Source organism: Mycobacterium aquaticum (assembly GCF_002086485.1).
Taxonomy (GTDB): Bacteria; Actinomycetota; Actinomycetes; order Mycobacteriales; family Mycobacteriaceae; genus Mycobacterium; species Mycobacterium aquaticum.
The window spans coordinates 143696-160208 of record NZ_MVHF01000007.1; the positions used below are offsets into that span (position 1 = coordinate 143696).

A 16513-nucleotide genomic window follows, 5' to 3' on the forward strand; every position below is an offset into this window, starting at 1 on the left:
GCCTTTCCCGCCGTTGCGCTGACCTTATCGCCCGGCGGGCTCGTCGTTCGCCGGCTACGCCCCGGCGAGTTTCATGACGTGACCCAGCACGTCGGGGTAGCGCTTGAGATGCGCACCGCCGTTGAGGTCGATGACCTCACCGGTCAGCCACGACGCCTGCGGTGAACAGACGAACACCACGGCCGCGGCGATGTCCTGCGGAGTGCCTGCCCGGCCCAACGCGGTGTTCTCGACGTAGTCCTCGACCACGCCAGGAATCATCGCCGCGGGCTCGGTCAGCGGCGTGTGCACGAATCCCGGCGCGATTGCATTGACCCGGATGCCGCGCGGACCCAGTTCGAGGGCCGCGACCTGGGTCAGCATCGACAACCCCGCCTTGGCCGCGCAGTAGGCGCTCATCCCGGCTGCGGGCTGGCGCCCGTTCAGTGACGAGATCGACACCAGCACACCGCCTTCCGGCAAGCGCGCACCGGCGTGTTTGGCGACGATGAATGCGCCGGTGAGGCAGACGTCGACGACCGAGCGGAACTGGTCGACGGGCATGTCGGTGATCAACCCGACATTGCTGAACCCCGCGCAGTTGATCACGACGTCGATCGGGCCGACTTCGGTGAACAGCTGCTGCACCGTTTCCTCGTCGGTGACCTCGACGTACGCACTGGTGTGTGGCCCGCCGAGGTCGGCGGCCCGGGCGGCCGCACCCTCGGCATTGCGATCGGCCAGCACCACGCGACAGCCGTCGTCGGCCAGCGCCTGCGCACTGGCCCAGCCGATCCCGGACGCGGCGCCGATGACCAATGCGACCCGTCGGCCCGTCATGCGTCGGCCATGTCCGGAGTCGGGTCGCCCCACTTCTTGGCTATCGCGTTCCACACGTCGGCGTACTGGCCGGGATAGTCCTTGTATGCGGACTTCGATCGCAGGAACCCGCGGATCAGCGGTGCGGCCAGGCCGATCGGGAAGCGTTTCCATCCGGCGTTGGCGCTGGTATCGGCCAGCAGTTGGCTCCACGAGTGATGCTGAAAGCCGAGCACGTCCTGTGCGCGGGTGGTGTCCATCCAGTCGGTGGCGAACCACGCCGTGTCGCTGTCCGGATCGCCGGGCCGGCCGATCGGCAGACCGCCCCTGATCCCCATGGCGGCGGCCGCCTGGGAGCCGACTGCCGACTGGATATGCCGATGCGTCTGCGGGTCGCCGCCGATCAGCAGCACTTCATGGTTGGCGTCCGCGGTCGTGGTGGCCGTCGCGAAAGCCTCGGCGACGTCGCGCACGTCGACGGTCTGCAGACGTCCGTCGGCGGGCAGCACGCTCTCGAACGAGATGAGGTCGACATCGATGTCGAGACTGAACTCGCAGCTCATCACCCCGCCCAGGCGCAGGATCAGCCAGTCCAGTGTGGACGCCCGCACCAGGGCTTCGGCCTCGACCTTGTGGGCGCCGTAGATGTCGGACGGATTGGTCGGGGTGTCCGCGGTCAGTAGATCGGTGATCCGATGCGGATTGCGGGCACCGTAGACCGCGACGCTGGAGGCCTGCACGAACCGTGGCGGTTGGGCCTGCGCCTGGGCCGCGCGCAACAGTGCGGCGGTGGCCTCGACGTTGACCTTGCGGGCCAGGCTGCGGCGCATGTAGCAGAACGGCGGGATGATCGCCGCAAGGTGAACGATGGCGGCGGGGGAGACCCCGGCGACGAGCGCGTCGACGGCCGCCGTGTCGGTGAGATCGGCCCACCGCACCCGCACGCCGGAAGGTAGCTGGGTGGCCGCTTTCCGGTTGGGCGCCACGTCGAGATCGGTCGCCACGACGTCGCGTCCCGAGGCGGCCAGTGTCTGTACGACTTTCGTCCCGACCAGTCCGAACGCTCCGGTCACCAGAACGGTGTCTCCCGACATGGGCCTCCTCGCTAGAACGTGTTGCAACAGTAGCGAACCGTGCTGTGGCGCGCGTCACTGTCACGGAGGTGATTTCTGAAGGCTGTCGAACCATCCTTCGCTTGCCGGCGGTCAGCAACGTGCATACGGGGACTGCGCTGGGCAGAGGATCGGTACGGCGAATGCAGGCGGCGTTGCCATGGATGCATGAGATCTAGATCACCATCAGAGTCGGAATGTGATGACCCGCGCCCTGTCATCGTTTCTGTGACGATTTGCCCGACGGCCATTCATATTCCGATTTGTCAGTTTGCCTGATGGGTCTGCATTGTGGCTGTGGAGAAGAAAAGAAAACGAGCAGATCGCAGGTGATTGTGATGTACTCGGTTGCACTCGTCGACAATTGGGGAGGTGCGGAATGTCAGAAGATGTCGTAGCGGGGGTTAACGACAGCGGATCGGAACAGGTTGCCGGTCAGATAGCTGTGGGCACACCGGTCACGGTGTATCCCGGAACCGACGATGCCTTACATGGGGTCGTCGTCGAGGACTTCGCGGATCTGGCAGGCACCGCCGTCGAGATCGCCGGTGAGCGGAGCGTCGGGCCGGCCCGACGATGGGCCGTCAACCTCGATGACGGTGGCCTGGTGTTCGTCGACGACGACAGCATCGCCGCCGACCCACAACTGGCCTGAGCCTCACCGCACAGTCAGCGGCAGCCGGCTCAGCCGGCGCACCAGCAGGCTGGGGAGCCAATCGGCGTCCCCGGTCGGCTCGATGACGCCGCGATCCGCCAGCAACTGCGATATCACGACCCGCGCCTCAAGCCGCGCCAGCGCGGCGCCCACACAGAAGTGCGCACCCCGCCCGAACGCCAGATGGCCCTTGGCATTGGCACGATCCACTCGGAACTCGTGCGGGTTCTCGAACGCCGCCGGATCCCTGTTGGCCGCACCCCACAGCAGCAGGAGATGAGATCCGGCGGGCATGGCGGTCCCCGCCAGCGCCGTATCTGCCAGCACGTGCCGGAAGTGGCCCCGAAACGGTGACTCGTACCGCAGCACCTCCTCCAGAAACATCGGGACCGAGCTCACGTCCCCACGCAGCCGGTCGGCGACGTCCGGCCGTTGCGCCAGGATGTGCACAGCGCTGCCGATCAGCGACGCCGTCGACTCCGCACCGGCGCTGACCAGCTGGATCAGCATGAACGCGGCGGTATCCGTGCCGAGCCGCTCCGCGGCGCAGTACGTCGCGAAATCGCCAAGCAGATCGTCCCCCGGGTGCGCCGAGGCCCGCCCGAACTGTTCGACCAGATAGCCCCCGAGCTCGACCGCCGCGATACCCGCCGCCGTCAGCTGGTCCTGATCGACCAGACCGTCCAACAACTGCGTGCTGGCATACGCCCACCTGGCCAATTGGTCGGCGTCGGCGGCAGGCAGCCCGAGCAGCCGTGCCACCACCAGCATGGGCAACCGGTCGGCGATCGTGGCCATCCAGTCGACGTCGCCGGTCGGCAGCAGGTCGGCGGTGGTCGCGGCGATGAACGGTTCGAGCTCACGTATCCGTTTGGCCGCCAGGCGGGGCAACACCAGCTTGCGGTGGGTGGCGTGGACCGGATCGTCGGCGGTGGCCAGCACGTGCGTGGCACCGCCCGGACCTTCCATGGCGAACTCGGTGATCGTGCCGTCAGGTTGATGCCACATGGTGGCTGTCAGGTTCGACGAGAAGTCCTGCGGGCGGCCGGTGGCCTCGACGACGGCTTCGAATGATGTCGCGGCATAGAACGCCGATTCACCGATGCGCGCGACGGGGTTCTCGGTGCGCATGCGGTCGTAGAGGCCGTACGGGTCTTGCAGGCAGGCCCGGTCGAAGAGGTCGTGTGCCAGGAGCATTGGCCCAGGTTGACGGCCTGTTCCCGGCATCGTCAACGGGCTGGGCGGAAGTTGACATGCCGGTTCGGCGACGGGCAGCGGCCGCCGTCTCAAGGCGGCCGAGCACGCTGCGGCAATGCTGAGATCAGCCTTCGATTTTGTCTCAAGTTGAGATAGCGTGGCTACCGTGTCTCCACGCGGTGACGATTGGTTGGTCGGTGGTGACCGACGTGCGCACGCCGCTGAGCGCATCTATGCCGCCGCCACCGAGTTGGTGGCCCGCGACGGTCTCGACTCCCTCGACATCGACGCCATCGCCGCGCGGGTGCACTGCTCGCGCGCCACGGTGTACCGGCATGCCGGCGGCAAATCCGAGATCCGCGATGCCGTGCTGTCCCGGCTGGCGGCCAGGATCGTCGAAGAAGTCCGACGTCAGGTGGACGGGCTCGCCGGGCCCGACCGGGTTGTGACGGCGATCGTCGTGGCGCTGCGGCTCATCCGGTCGGATCCCATGGCCGATCTGCTCATGACCTGGCTGCGCAGCGGCAGTGGCGAGTTGACCGAATCACGTGTCCCGGCGGCATTCGCCACCGAACTGAGCGGACTCGCCGAGAACGATCCGGCCGCGGCGGCCTGGATCGTGCGCCTGGTGTTGTCGCTGCTGGTGTGGCCGGGCGCCGATGCGGACGCCGAACACGAGATGCTGCGCCGGTTCGTCGTCCCCGCGTTCACCTAGGGACGCTTGACGCAGCGAAAACCGATGTGGCTCATGCCGGTGTCCACCATCTGCGGCCGCCGTGCCGCGGGCCGGTACCGCATGCAGTAGCTGTCGGCGCACAGGAACGATCCGCCCTTGATCACCTTGCGTCCGATCTGGAACTGCGGCTGATTCGGATCGTAACTGTCTGCGGCACAGCAGGATTGCGTTGAGCGGTCGGCGCCGTACCAGTCGCTGGTCCACTCCCAGACGTTGCCGGCCATGTCGTAGAGCCCGTAGCCGTTGGGTGGGAAACTCCCCACCGGTTTGGTAGTGCCGTAACCGGTTTCGGGTAGATACGGGAACTCGCCGTGCCAATAGTTGGCCAGCCGTTTTCCGGGCTGCTCGGGCTCGTCGCCCCACGTGTAAGCCGCGCCGGAAAGTCCGCCGCGGGCGGCGGTCTCCCATTCGGCCTCGGTGGGCAGGGCCAAACCGGCCCAAGCGGCGTAGGCCTCGGCGTCCTCGTACGCGACGTGCACCACCGGATGGTTCTCGCGTCCGCGCAGCGACGACCGCGGCCCGCGCGGGTGGTTCCAGCACGCGCCGGGCGTCCAGTGCCACCACAGGTTGAGGTGCCGTAGGTCCACTGGGCCTGCGGTCCGCTGGAACACCATCGAGCCGGGCACCAGATTTTCCGGCGGCGCATCGGGGAAATCGGCGGGGTTCGGTGCGCGTTCGGCCACCGTCACGTAGTTCGTGGCTGAAACGAACTGTGCGAATTGGTCATTCGTCACCTGGTGCGACTGGATCCAGAAGCCGGGGGTCTCGACCGACCGCACCGGGCCTTCCTCGGCATAGTGCTGCTCGGAGCCGAGCAGGGTGGTCTGCGCCGGGATCCAGACCAGATCGGTGGTGGGCTCAGTCAAAGACTCGCGCCCAGTCGTCACGCATGCTCGCCACCGTCCAGCCGCGGTCAGCGGCCAGGGCCAGTGCTCTCTCGGCGCCTGCGGTGTAATCGAATTCGCGCTCCGCGTCGTCGTGGCGCACCAGCATGCTCAACGACGGACCGGTGCCTGCACTGGTGTACTCGAGCATTTCGATATCGCCGTTGGAGTTGCCCGCCGCGAAGATCGGGCGCCTGCCGACGCGGCCCCAGATGCGCACCGGCTTGACCGGCCCGTCGTCCAGGAACTCCGGTGTCGCCGTGGTTTTGAGGTGCCCGTCGGCGAAGTCGAGTCCGACCGAACTGCCGATGACCCGTTCCGGTGGAATGCCGTACATCGCCGTGGTGACGGGCCGCATGAAGTCGCGGCCGCCGCCGGAGGCGATGTAGGTGGTGAAGCCGTTGGCCTCGAGGTAGCGCAGCAACTCGACCATCGGACCGTAGCCGCACGACGTGTACGGCCGCTTCAGGGTCGGATGCTGCGCCTCGGCGAAGAACGCCTTGACGCACGCTGCGTGTTCCTCGACCGGCAAGCCGGCATAGGCCGAGAGGATTCCTCCGGCAAGGACTTTGAGGGCCGAGTCGTCCCCGTTGTAATGCTTGGTGACGGCGTCGCCGAACCAGCCGAGGTCACCGGATGCGGCTGCGGCGTACGGTTGCTCGGCTGCGAGTGATGGGTCGGCCGCGGCCTGCTGGGCCAGCCTGCGCACCAGAAAATCCAGCTGGATGTAGGCCGGCTTCTCACACCACAGCGTCCCGTCGTTGTCGAACACCGCGACCCGGTCCTCAGGGGCGACTTCGGTGGTAGCCCGGCCGGTGAAGTCGACGATCGCTTCCTTCACCGGCCCGTCTTTCCACGACTCCAGTGGGGTCACGCTCACCCGCCCCGCGTGGCCAGGAACTTCTGGAGTTCCTCCACGGCGTTGTTGATCGTGAACGAGGCCGGCTTCTGTCGTGGCGGGAACTCTTTGAACGTCTGCAGGAACTGGTTGACGATCGCGCTGCCGTAGAACATGAGGTACAGCCGATCGATCAGCCAGTCCCAGTAGGTGTTCGATGTGACGTCGGCATGTTCGAACGGGTCGGTGCGCAGATTGAACAGCTTGGGTGCCCGCAGCTTGGTGAACGGTTCGAACCACACCTCGAGCGTGCCTTGGCAGCGTTGCTCCATGAACACGATCTTCCAGTTGTCCGCGCGGATTCCCAGGACGTCGCCGTCATCGGAGAAGTAGATCATTCCGCGCCTGGGAGATTTGTCGACCTCCCCGGTCAAGTAAGGCAGCAGGTTGTAGCCGTCGATGTGGACCTTATACTCGGTCTCGCCGTCCGCGCCGGCCTTATGGCCGGATTTGAGTTTCTCGACGATGTCCGGGTCACCGGCGGCCGCGAGAAATGTTGGCAACCAATCATGGTGCTGGACAATCTCGTTGGAGACGCTTCGGGGAGCGATCTTGCCGGTCCACCGGATCATCTCAGGGATCCGGAATGCGCCCTCCCAGTTCGTGTTCTTCTCGCTGCGGAACGGGGTCGTCGCGCCGTCAGGCCAACTGTTGGCGTGCGGGCCGTTGTCGGTCGAGTAGATGACGATGGTGTCCTCGGCGATGCCGAGCTCGTCGACGAGGTCGAGCAGCGTGCCGACGTTGCGGTCATGATCGATCATCGTGTCGTGATAGGTCGACTGCCAGCGTCCGGCCTGCCCTTTGCTCTCCGGCTTGGTGTGGGTCCGGAAATGCATGTGGGTCATGTTCATCCAGACGAAGAACGGCGTGCTGGACTCGTGTTGGCGCCTGATGAAATCCGCGCAGGCCCCGGTGGTCTCGTCGTCGACGGTTTCCATCCGCTTCTTCGTCAGCGGTCCCGTGTCCTCGATGCGTTGTTTGCCGACCGGGCCGTACCGCGGGTCGACTTCGCCGGAATCTTCCTCGGTGGCCCATGAGTGGATGACACCGCGGGGCAGGAGCGCCTTGCGAAGCAGAGGGGCCTCCTCCGCGGTGGGATAGTCGTCGTGCTCGGGCTCCTCCTCGGCGTTGAGGTGGTAGAGGTTGCCGAAGAACTCATCGAAGCCGTGTGCGGTCGGAAGGTATTTGTTCAGGTCCCCGAGATGGTTCTTGCCGAATTGCCCCGTGGCATAACCCAACGGCTTCAACAGTTCGGCGATGGTCGGGTCTTCCTTCTGAAGGCCTACGTCGACGCCGGGCATCCCCACCTTGCTCATCCCGGTGCGGTAGACGCTCTGGCCGGTGATGAACGACGCCCGGCCCGCGGTGCAGCTCTGCTCACCGTACGAGTCGGTGAAAAGCATTCCCTCATTGGCGATCCGGTCGATGTTGGGGGTTTGATAGCCCATCATCCCTCGGCTGTAACAACTCAGGTTCCAGATCCCGATGTCGTCGCCCCAGATGACGAGAATGTTCGGTTTTGAGTTCGGCATGGGTCAGTCCTTTGCTAGGTACTCGTGCAATTTCTCCACCACCTGGTCCACGCTGAAGCTCGCCGGTGGGTGCCGGGGCGGGAACTCCTTGAACGTCTCCAGGAACTTCGTGGCCATCGCCGTCGCGTAGAAGATGAAGAAGTCGTGTCGCAGCAGCCAGTCGTAGTACGTGTTCGAGGTGACGTCGGCGAACTCGTACGGGTCGGTGCGCAGATTGAAGATCTTGGGCACTCGCAGATGGGTGAACGGTTCGGCCCACACCTGCAGCGTGCCCCGGCAGCGCTGCTCGGCGAACACGATCTTCCAGTTCTCGAACCGCAGTGCCACGAGGTCGCCGTCGTCGGAGAAGTAGAAGAACCCGCGCCGGGGGCTCTCGGCCACCTCGCCCGTGAGGTACGGCAGCAGGTTGTAGCCGTCGATGTGCACCTTGTACTCGGTTTGTCCGTCGGCACCGGCCTTGTGGCCGTTTTTGAGCTTCTCGATGATGTCGGGCTCACCGGCGGCGGCCAGCAGGGTGGGCAGCCAGTCGTGGTGCTGGACGATCTCGTTGGACACCGTGCCCGGCGTGATCTTTCCGGGCCAGCGGATCATTTCCGGCACCCGGAACGCGCCTTCCCAGTTGGTGTCCTTCTCGCTGCGGAACGGGGTGGTGCCGCCGTCGGGCCAGCTGTTGCGGTGCGGGCCGTTGTCGGTCGAGTAGATGACGATGGTGTCATCGGCGATACCCAGTTCATCGAGCACGTCGAGCACCGTGCCGACGTTGCGGTCGTGATCGATCATGGTGTCGTGGTACGGCGACTGCCAAAGTCCCGCTTGCCCACGGCTTTCCGGCTTGGTGTGGGTGTAGAGGTGCATGTGGGTGAAGTTGCACCATACGAAGAACGGGTTGCCCGCGTCGTGCTGGCGCTTGATGTAGTCCACCGTGGCGTCGGCGATGTCCTCGTCGATGGTCTCCATGCGCTTGGTGGTCAGCGGACCGGTGTCCTCGATGGTCTGCTTACCGACCGGGCCGAATTTCGGGTCGTCGGGTTCTGTCGAGACCTCCGTGGTGGCCTTGCACTTGAGCACGCCGCGCGGCTTGGCCAGGTTGTACAGCCGCGGGTACCGGTCCTCGTGGGGGTAGTCGAAGTTCTCCGGCTCCTCCTCGGCATTGAGGTGATACAGGTTGCCGAAGAACTCGTCGAACCCGTGCACGGTCGGTAGGTACTTGTTGAGATCGCCGAAGTGGTTTTTGCCGAACTGCCCGGTGGCGTAGCCCAGCGGCTTGAGCAACTCGGCGATCGTGGGGTCCTCAGCGGCCCAACCGATGTCGACGCCCGGGACGCCGACTTTGCTCATCCCTGTGCGATACACGCTCTGGCCGCTGATGAATGCCGCCCGCCCTGCGGTGCAGCTTTGCTCGCCGTAAGAGTCGGTGAAGCGCATTCCCTCGTTGGCGATGCGGTCGATGTTCGGAGTCCGATAGCCCATCAGACCGTCGCTGTAGCAACTCAGGTTGCTGATGCCGATATCGTCGCCCCAGATGACCAGGATGTTCGGTTTGCCGTCAGGCATGCAAGCCCCCTCGTAGCGGAAAAACCTGTGTCCGTGGGACTTTATGCGGTGAGCAGGCCGGGCGCTGCGAGTTGGAGAGTGCCGGAAGCGAAATTTACGCCAATGTCCACTCTGGCGTTGCGGACGGCGACGGCGCACGCTGGAAAGCGGAGGTTGATCGACATGTACGACAAAGATCTGTCCAACAAGTGGTTCGTCGAAATCGAGTTCTCCGAGGACGACGTTCACACCCACGCATCAGCGCACGCACAGCGGCACGACGGCGTCATCACGACCACCGGGGATGCCTACCGCAATCCCAAAGACCCGAGCGCACCGACGGTCGGCGAGGACATCGCCGCGGCCCGTGCCCTGATTGCACTGGGTACCGAGCTGTTGCACCTGGCGTCAGCCCGCATCGAGCAGGGCACCCACCATCCGGTGCACCTGTACCGCTGAGGTCAGGCGAGCGCCGGCTGCTTGGCCGGCCCGGCCTCCATCTGGCGGAACAACTCGACGTAGTACGGCATGCTCGCGGTCATCGCCTGCTGCGTGGTGAACAGCGGCTCGTAGCCCAGATCGCGCTTGGCCTTGGCGATCGAGAAGTAGTTGTTGAGGTAAAGCCGTTCCACGGCAAGGGGTTCGATCAGCGGCTCGGGGATTCCGAACTTGAAGTGCAACCGCTGCCAGAGCGTCATGGCCTTGTGCACGAGCCTGCCTGACACCCGGATGTTGGGAAGCCTGCGTCCGCATGCCGCGATCACCGGGCGGGCGAACTCGAACATGTTGACGGGGTCGCCGTCGTTGATGAAGTACGCCTGACCGGGAGCCGTGCCGCCGGGCACGAGATGCTCGGCGGCCAGGATGAAACCGTGAATCAGGTTGTGCACGTAGGTGTTGTCCAGCTTGATGTTCTTGTTGCCGACCAGCACCTTGACGTGCCCGGCCAGCACGTTCTCGAAGACCTTGCGGAACATGGTCTGGTCGCCGCGGCCCCAGATGCCGCTGGGCCGGATAGAACAGGTGAGCATGTCGTGCTCCCCGTTCTGGCTGAGCACGAACTTCTCGGCGACGACCTTGGTCTCGGTGTACAGATCGTTGAACCGCTGCGTGTACGGCAGGGTCTCGTCGCCGTTGACGATGTTCTGGCCACCCATCACCACGCTGTTGGAGGCCGTGTAGACGAAGCGTTTGACGCCTGCAGCCTGCGCTGCGTGGACCAGGTTCCTGGTGCCTTCGACATTGACGGCGAAGCTCCGGTTTCGGTATTCCTCGGTGACCGACGCACCGCCCATGAGGTCGATGATGGCCGCGGTGTGGAACACCGTGTCGATGTCTTTCACGGCTGCGGCCACCGTTTCGGGATCGCAGATGTCGCCCTGCAGCACCTCAAGACCGGCGTGGTCGCTCAACGTCGACGGTGCCCGATCGAAGGACCGCACGAGGTATCCGCGGTCGAGCAGTTCGGTCACCAGGTTGGCGCCGACGAAGCCGGAGCCGCCGGTAACCAGCACGCGGCCGAGGTCGCGGACGCGAGGAGCAGAAGTGTCGCCGCGGACGTGAGGAGCAGAAGTGTCGTCGCGGACGCGAGGAGCAGAGAAATCCCCGGTGTTGAGAGATGCGTCACCCATGGCGCAGAGCATAACTGAAACATGTTCCAGTTTCGAGCGTGGTCCGGAATATCGCTTGCCTGATCAATCGTCGTCACCCTCGCGGGTGGCAAGTGCCTGCTCGACCCTCTGGCGAGCACCGGCTAAGTGCTCCTCGCAGCGTTTTGCCAGTTCTTCGCCTCTTTCCCACAGGTTCAGCGACGTATCAAGGTCGAGCCCGCCCTGTTCGAGTTGCTGCACGACGGCAATCAACTCGTCGCGGGCCTCTTCGTACCCCAGCTCACTAATGGGCTTCATTTCGATCCTTCTGCCGTGCTCTTCTCGGGGCCACCGCTCACCGCGGCCACCACACCGTCGGACACCCGAATCCGCAGCTGAGTGCCTTCCGGCGCGTCAGCGACCGAGCGCAACACCGCGGGAGCGCCCGAGGTCGGCACGGTCTGCACCACCGCGTAACCGCGTGCCAGCGTGGCGGCCGGGCCCAGGGTGGTCAGCCGGGCCGACAGGTGGCCGATGGTCTCCCGCTCCGCCGAGATCAACCGCGTGATGTCCCGTTGCGTCGTGGCCCGCGCCCGCTGGATCTCGTCCTCGCGCGCAGCCAGCGTGGCCAGGGGCAGGGCCAGCACCGGGCGGCTGCGCAGCTGGTCGAGGTGGTGCTGTTCACGATGCACCCAATTGCGCAACGCGCGGGCGCTGCGCTCGCGCAGATCGGTGATCAGGGCCTGCTCCGCGGCGGCGTCGGGCACGATGCGCTTGGCAGCGTCGGTCGGGGTGGCCGCGCGCAGGTCGGCGACCAGATCGCACACCGGATTGTCCGGCTCGTGGCCGATTGCGCTGACCACCGGTGTGCGGCAGGCGGATATGGCCCGGCACAGGGTTTCGTCGGAGAACGGCAGGAGATCCTCGACACTGCCGCCCCCGCGCGCCAGCACGATGACGTCGACGGCAGGGTCCGTGTCGAGCGCCGCCAATGCCTCGACGATCTGCGGCACCGCGTTGGGGCCTTGCACGATGGTGTTGCGGATCGCGAACCGCACGGCGGGCCAGCGTCCGGTTGCGACGGTGGTGACGTCGTGCTCGGCGGCCGACGCGCGTCCGGTGATCAGTCCGATGGTGTTGGGCAGGAAGGGGATTGGCCGTTTGAGCCGCGGGTCGAACAACCCTTCGGCGTCCAGCAGCCGGCGCAGCCGGTCGATGCGGGCGAGCAGTTCGCCGATGCCGACGGCACGAATCTCGCTGACCCGCAACGAAAACGAGCCGCGGCCGGTGTAGAAGTTGGGCTTGCCGCAGATGATCACCTGCGTGCCCTCGGAGAGTCTGACCGGGGCATTGCGCACCAGATCGCGCGGGCAGGTCAGGGCCAGCGACATATCGGCGGCCGGGTCGCGCAGCACCATGAACACGGTCTTGGAGTCAGGGCGCACCTTCAGCTCGGTGAGCTGACCCTCGACCCAGACGGCCCCGAGCCGGTCGATCCACTTGGCGACGCGGGTCGCGACGGCGCGAACCGGCCAAGGGTTCTCCGGTGACTGGCCGGGTTCGGTCACTTCGCGGTCGCGCGGGTGATCCTGTTGGTGAGCAGCGTGACGAACGGGGCGCGGGCCCGGCCGGCCTCCTCGTAGGCCAGTAGAGCCTCCAGATCTGCGACGCGCAGCGAGGTCAGCCGCGCCCGCAACTGCGCCAGCGTCAGCGAGTCGTAGTCCACCTCGCCGACGATCGCGGGCGCGGTGCCCGTCGCGGCCGGCTGGGATGCGGCGGCCCGGCCATTGCCGGAGGTAACGTCGGCCCGCGGCTCGCCCGTGCTGTAGAGGGCGAACCTGCCCTCGGTGCGGCGCTCGCCTTCGGTCTGCGGGCCCTGGTCATCGTCGGCACCGGTGTCGAGGTCTTCGTCGAACGTCGCCCACTCGGGCTGTTCATCCTTGGGCGGAAACAGCTGCTCGAGCGCCTCGTCACCCTTGATGACCAGCTCGGCGAGGTTCTGCTGCATGTGCATGAAGAGGTTGGCGGCCTGGCTGGCCACGGTCATCGGGTACGTGAGAATGGTGTGGGGCAGCCTGCGGGTCTCCTCGATCGCCGTCACCGCCGCGCCTACGAGCAGCCGGACCCCATACGGTGCAGTTCCCATGGGCACCAGACTACGGCTGGCTCACTCAAGGCGGCTCCCCGTACCCTGGTGACATGCCGCCAACAGTGAATATGGGTATCCCGGGTGCCTCCAGCTCGGTGAGTTCCGGCGTGGCCGGCAAGCGCGTCCTGCTGGCCGAGCCGCGGGGCTACTGCGCAGGCGTCGACCGTGCCGTGGAAACCGTCGAGCGAGCGCTCGAAAAGCACGGAGCACCGGTGTACGTCCGTCACGAGATCGTGCACAACGTGCACGTGGTGCAGACCTTGGCCAAGGCCGGCGCGATTTTCGTCGACGAGACCGACGAAGTGCCGGAAGGCTCGATCGTCGTGTTCTCGGCGCACGGTGTTGCGCCGACGGTGCACGAGTCCGCTGCCGAGCGTGACCTCAAGGTCATCGACGCCACCTGCCCGTTGGTCACCAAGGTGCATAACGAGGCCAAGCGGTTCGCCCGCGACGACTACGACATCCTGCTGATCGGCCACGAGGGCCACGAGGAAGTGATCGGTACGGCCGGCGAGGCGCCCGACCACGTCCAGCTCGTCGACGGCCCCGACTCGGTGGACAACGTCACCGTCCGCGACGAGGACAAGGTGATCTGGCTGTCGCAGACCACGCTGAGCGTCGACGAGACCATGGAAACCGTGCAGCGGTTGCGGGAGAAGTTCCCCAAGCTACAGGATCCACCGAGCGACGACATCTGCTACGCCACGCAGAATCGCCAGGTGGCGGTCAAGGCCATGGCACCCGAGTGCGAGTTGGTCATCGTCGTCGGCTCGCGCAACTCGTCCAACTCGGTCCGCCTGGTCGAGGTGGCGTTGGGCGCCGGATCTCGCGACGCGCACCTCGTGGACTACGCCGAGGACATCGACCCGACCTGGCTGGAAGGCGTCACAACCGTCGGCGTCACGTCCGGGGCGTCAGTGCCCGAGGTGCTGGTCCGCGGTGTTTTGGAGCGGCTTGCCGACTACGGCTTCGACACCGTGCAACCCGTCACCACGGCCAACGAGACGCTGGTGTTCGCGCTTCCGCGAGAAATCCGTCCGCCGCGCGCCTGAGCGCGTTCAGCTGTCGTACTCCCAGGTGTTGTCCCGGCCGCGCGTAGATGAGCGCGGCCGGCTCCTGTACTCGTGGCGATCGTCTTCGTCCTCGGCACCGCGGTAACGCACCCGCGAGACCGGGTGGTGGGTCGGACGGCCGTTGGAACTGCCGTTGCCGTTGCGGGGTGCCTCGAACGGGTCCTCGAACGGTTGGTAGTCGTCGAAACGACGCCGACGCGGCTGCCGGTCGTGGGCGGCGGCGCTGTGCCGCTCGGGGGGAGGTTGTTTACGAGGTTCGCGGGGCTGGGTACGTACCCGGCGGCGGGCTTCGGCCGGCGGCACCAGGGGCGGCTCGGAGGTTCGGGGCGCCCTCGGCTTGCGGGGCCGCTCGGGTACGGGCTCGCCGAATTCGTCGAGCGGCGGGCGGCTGGGCCGGGGCCGTGGAGGTGTGGTCCGCTTGGTCGCCCGGCGCTCGGTACCGGCCTCCTCGGCCGCCTCGGGGCGCCGCCGCCTGGGCCGGTCGGTGCGGTCGGGTCGATCGGTGGTGCGGTCCGTACGGCCGGCTCGGCTCGCTCGCTCGGACCGCTGCGGACGGTCACTGCGGCGCCGCCGCGGTGGTGCCTCGTCGGCGGACCGCTGCGCCGAGGATCGTCGCGTCGGGGGTTTGCGGAGTATCAGCCCTGACAGCTTTGTTGTGACAGCCGCCACAATTCCGGTTTTGGCCGCGGCGACGGTCGCTTTTCGCGTGTTGCCGGTCTCTGCGCTCTCGGTGTTCGCGGCCTTCGCAGCGCTGTGTCGGGTGGCAAGGGCGAAGTACCAGCGGGCCAGGCCGATCAGCAACACCGCGGCCGTGGTGAACAGCATCAGCGGGAAACGTTCGATCAGCGGATACCCGCAGTTGATCGCCAGGTCTTTGATGCCGCCCAACTGGCCGCCGTGGAACAGGAAGTAGGACCCGGGCACGGCCACGAACAGGATCAACGGCGGCTGGATCACTGCCGTGAACACCCCGGATTGCCGCACCGCGAGCACGGCTCCGAGGCAGCCCAGGACGTAGCAGACGGCGAAGAATGTGCTGAGTTCTCGGTCACCGGATCCGGCGTCGAACGCGAAGCCGATCGCGGTAGCCGTCACAGCCAGCAGCACAGCACCCCACCACGGCACACCAGGCCATTTGGGGTACACAGAGCGGTGGTCAGCCGGCACTGCCGACTGTGCGCGCTGTCCGGACACAGGTAGACCGTACCGGCTCGACGGCACCGCGTGCCGCCAGCGCGCGCTGGCGTGCCCCCGACACTCTGGCAGACTGTGGTTCCTGTGAGCCTGAACCTGGGAATCGTCGGTTTGCCGAACGTGGGTAAGTCGACTCTGTTCAATGCCCTGACACGCAACAACGTGTTGGCGGCCAACTACCCCTTCGCGACCATCGAGCCCAACGAGGGTGTGGTGCCGCTGCCGGATCCGCGCCTCGATGAACTCGCGAAGATGTTCGGCTCGGAGAAGCTCGTTCCCGCGCCGGTGACGTTCGTCGATATTGCCGGAATCGTCAAAGGCGCGTCCGAGGGCGCGGGGCTCGGCAACAAGTTCCTGGCCAACATCCGCGAATGTGACGCAATTTGCCAGGTTGTCCGGGTATTCACCGATGACGACGTGGTGCATGTCGACGGCCGGGTCGATCCGCGCTCCGACATCGAGGTCATCGAGACCGAACTGATCCTCGCCGACATGCAGACCCTGGAGAAGGCGGTGCCCCGGCTGGAGAAGGAAGCCCGCACCCACAAGGACCGCAAGCCCATCTACGACGCCGCAGTGGCCGCCCAGGAGGTGCTCAACAGCGGCAAGACGCTCTTCAGCGTGCGAGCTGACGCCTCTCTGCTGCGCGAGCTCAACCTGCTCACCACCAAGCCGTTCCTCTACGTGTTCAACGCCGACGAGGGCGTCCTGACCGACGAGGCCCGCAAGAACGAGCTGCGCGAGCTCGTCGCCCCGGCCGACGCGGTGTTCCTGGACGCGAAGATCGAGGCGGAACTGCTGGAGCTCGACGACGAGTCCGCGGCCGAGCTGCTGGAGTCGATCGGCCAGACCGAACGCGGGCTCGACGCGCTGGCGCGCGCCGGATTCCACACCCTGCGCCTGCAGACGTACCTGACCGCGGGCCCCAAAGAAGCACGCGCCTGGACGATCCACCAGGGCGACACCGCACCCAAGGCGGCCGGCGTCATCCACAGCGACTTCGAGAAGGGCTTCATCAAGGCCGAGGTGGTGTCGTTCGACGACCTCGTCGCGGCCGGGTCGATGGCCGCTGCCAAGGCCGCAGGCAAGGTGCGCATGGAAGGCAAGGACTACGTCATGGCCGATGGCGACGTGGTGGAGTTCCGGTTCAACGTTTAGCGGCT

General features: G+C 66.2%; 17 protein-coding genes. 5 read left to right on the forward strand and 12 right to left on the reverse strand.

The window, feature by feature from the left end:
• Positions 1-54: 54 nt before the first annotated feature.
• Together BST13_RS10060 and BST13_RS10065 are read right to left on the reverse strand one after the other, a co-directional pair.
• Positions 55-819, reverse strand: coding sequence for an SDR family NAD(P)-dependent oxidoreductase (locus tag BST13_RS10060; RefSeq protein WP_083163200.1), 765 nt, complete (start codon positions 817-819; stop codon positions 55-57).
• Positions 816-1892, reverse strand: coding sequence for an NAD-dependent epimerase/dehydratase family protein (locus BST13_RS10065; protein WP_083163202.1), 1077 nt, complete (start codon positions 1890-1892; stop codon positions 816-818). Before BST13_RS10065 ends, BST13_RS10060 begins: the two co-directional genes overlap by 4 nt.
• A 397-nt stretch (positions 1893-2289) precedes the next feature.
• On the opposite strand from BST13_RS10065, the gene BST13_RS10070 reads away from it, so the two are divergent.
• Positions 2290-2565, forward strand: a complete 276-nt coding sequence (locus BST13_RS10070; RefSeq protein WP_211296057.1) for a hypothetical protein — start codon at positions 2290-2292, stop codon at positions 2563-2565.
• A gap of 3 nt (positions 2566-2568) precedes the next feature.
• Here the strand turns inward: BST13_RS10070 and BST13_RS10075 are convergent, their stop codons facing one another.
• Complete coding sequence (locus BST13_RS10075; RefSeq protein ID WP_083163206.1) at positions 2569-3762, reverse strand: cytochrome P450; 1194 nt, start codon at positions 3760-3762, stop codon at positions 2569-2571.
• Positions 3763-3928: 166 nt separating this feature from the next.
• On the opposite strand from BST13_RS10075, the gene BST13_RS10080 reads away from it, so the two are divergent.
• Positions 3929-4477 (forward strand): TetR/AcrR family transcriptional regulator, encoded by a 549-nt coding sequence (locus BST13_RS10080; RefSeq protein WP_083163208.1) that lies wholly within the window; start codon positions 3929-3931, stop codon positions 4475-4477.
• Here the strand turns inward: BST13_RS10080 and BST13_RS10085 are convergent.
• The 4 genes from BST13_RS10085 to BST13_RS10100 are packed head-to-tail and all read right to left on the reverse strand — an operon-like array spanning position 4474 to position 9366.
• Positions 4474-5364: a formylglycine-generating enzyme family protein gene (locus BST13_RS10085; RefSeq protein ID WP_083163210.1), complete on the reverse strand. Its 891-nt coding sequence runs from the start codon at positions 5362-5364 to the stop codon at positions 4474-4476. The two genes, BST13_RS10080 and BST13_RS10085, sit on opposite strands and share 4 nt — an antisense overlap.
• Positions 5357-6262, reverse strand: a complete 906-nt coding sequence (locus tag BST13_RS10090; protein WP_083163212.1) for an HAD family hydrolase — start codon at positions 6260-6262, stop codon at positions 5357-5359. The genes BST13_RS10085 and BST13_RS10090 overlap by 8 nt, the downstream gene beginning before the upstream one ends.
• A complete protein-coding gene (locus tag BST13_RS10095; protein WP_083163213.1) occupies positions 6259-7812 on the reverse strand; it encodes an arylsulfatase in 1554 nt (517 codons plus the stop codon). Before BST13_RS10095 ends, BST13_RS10090 begins: the two co-directional genes overlap by 4 nt.
• 3 nt (positions 7813-7815) lie before the next feature.
• Entirely contained in the window at positions 7816-9366 is a 1551-nt protein-coding gene (locus BST13_RS10100; RefSeq protein WP_083163215.1) for an arylsulfatase, read from the reverse strand.
• Between the two features lie 162 nt (positions 9367-9528).
• Here BST13_RS10100 and BST13_RS10105 point away from each other — a divergent pair, with 162 nt between their 5' ends.
• Entirely contained in the window at positions 9529-9804 is a 276-nt protein-coding gene (locus BST13_RS10105) for a dsRBD fold-containing protein (RefSeq protein WP_083163217.1), read from the forward strand.
• A gap of 2 nt (positions 9805-9806) precedes the next feature.
• Here the strand turns inward: BST13_RS10105 and BST13_RS10110 are convergent, their stop codons facing one another.
• The 4 genes from BST13_RS10110 to BST13_RS10125 are packed head-to-tail and all read right to left on the reverse strand — an operon-like array spanning position 9807 to position 13080.
• The gene (locus BST13_RS10110; RefSeq protein ID WP_170064274.1) at positions 9807-10988 is read right to left on the reverse strand and encodes an NAD-dependent epimerase/dehydratase family protein; all 1182 of its coding nucleotides are present in this window, start codon (positions 10986-10988) and stop codon (positions 9807-9809) included.
• Between the two features lie 51 nt (positions 10989-11039).
• Positions 11040-11252, reverse strand: a complete 213-nt coding sequence (locus BST13_RS10115; protein WP_083163221.1) for an exodeoxyribonuclease VII small subunit — start codon at positions 11250-11252, stop codon at positions 11040-11042.
• Positions 11249-12502 (reverse strand): exodeoxyribonuclease VII large subunit, encoded by a 1254-nt coding sequence (gene xseA / locus BST13_RS10120; RefSeq protein WP_083163223.1) that lies wholly within the window; start codon positions 12500-12502, stop codon positions 11249-11251. The genes BST13_RS10115 and xseA overlap by 4 nt, the downstream gene beginning before the upstream one ends.
• Positions 12499-13080, reverse strand: a complete 582-nt coding sequence (locus tag BST13_RS10125) for a lipid droplet-associated protein (protein WP_083163225.1) — start codon at positions 13078-13080, stop codon at positions 12499-12501. The genes xseA and BST13_RS10125 overlap by 4 nt, the downstream gene beginning before the upstream one ends.
• Before the next feature lie 53 nt (positions 13081-13133).
• Between BST13_RS10125 and BST13_RS10130 the strand changes: the two genes are divergently transcribed.
• Entirely contained in the window at positions 13134-14135 is a 1002-nt protein-coding gene (locus BST13_RS10130; protein ID WP_083163227.1) for a 4-hydroxy-3-methylbut-2-enyl diphosphate reductase, read from the forward strand.
• Positions 14136-14141: 6 nt separating this feature from the next.
• Here the strand turns inward: BST13_RS10130 and BST13_RS10135 are convergent, their stop codons facing one another.
• Positions 14142-15350, reverse strand: coding sequence for a DUF6542 domain-containing protein (locus BST13_RS10135; RefSeq protein ID WP_083163229.1), 1209 nt, complete (start codon positions 15348-15350; stop codon positions 14142-14144).
• Positions 15351-15434: 84 nt separating this feature from the next.
• On the opposite strand from BST13_RS10135, the gene ychF reads away from it, so the two are divergent.
• A complete protein-coding gene (gene ychF / locus BST13_RS10140; protein WP_083163231.1) occupies positions 15435-16508 on the forward strand; it encodes a redox-regulated ATPase YchF in 1074 nt (357 codons plus the stop codon).
• Positions 16509-16513: the final 5 nt, after the last annotated feature.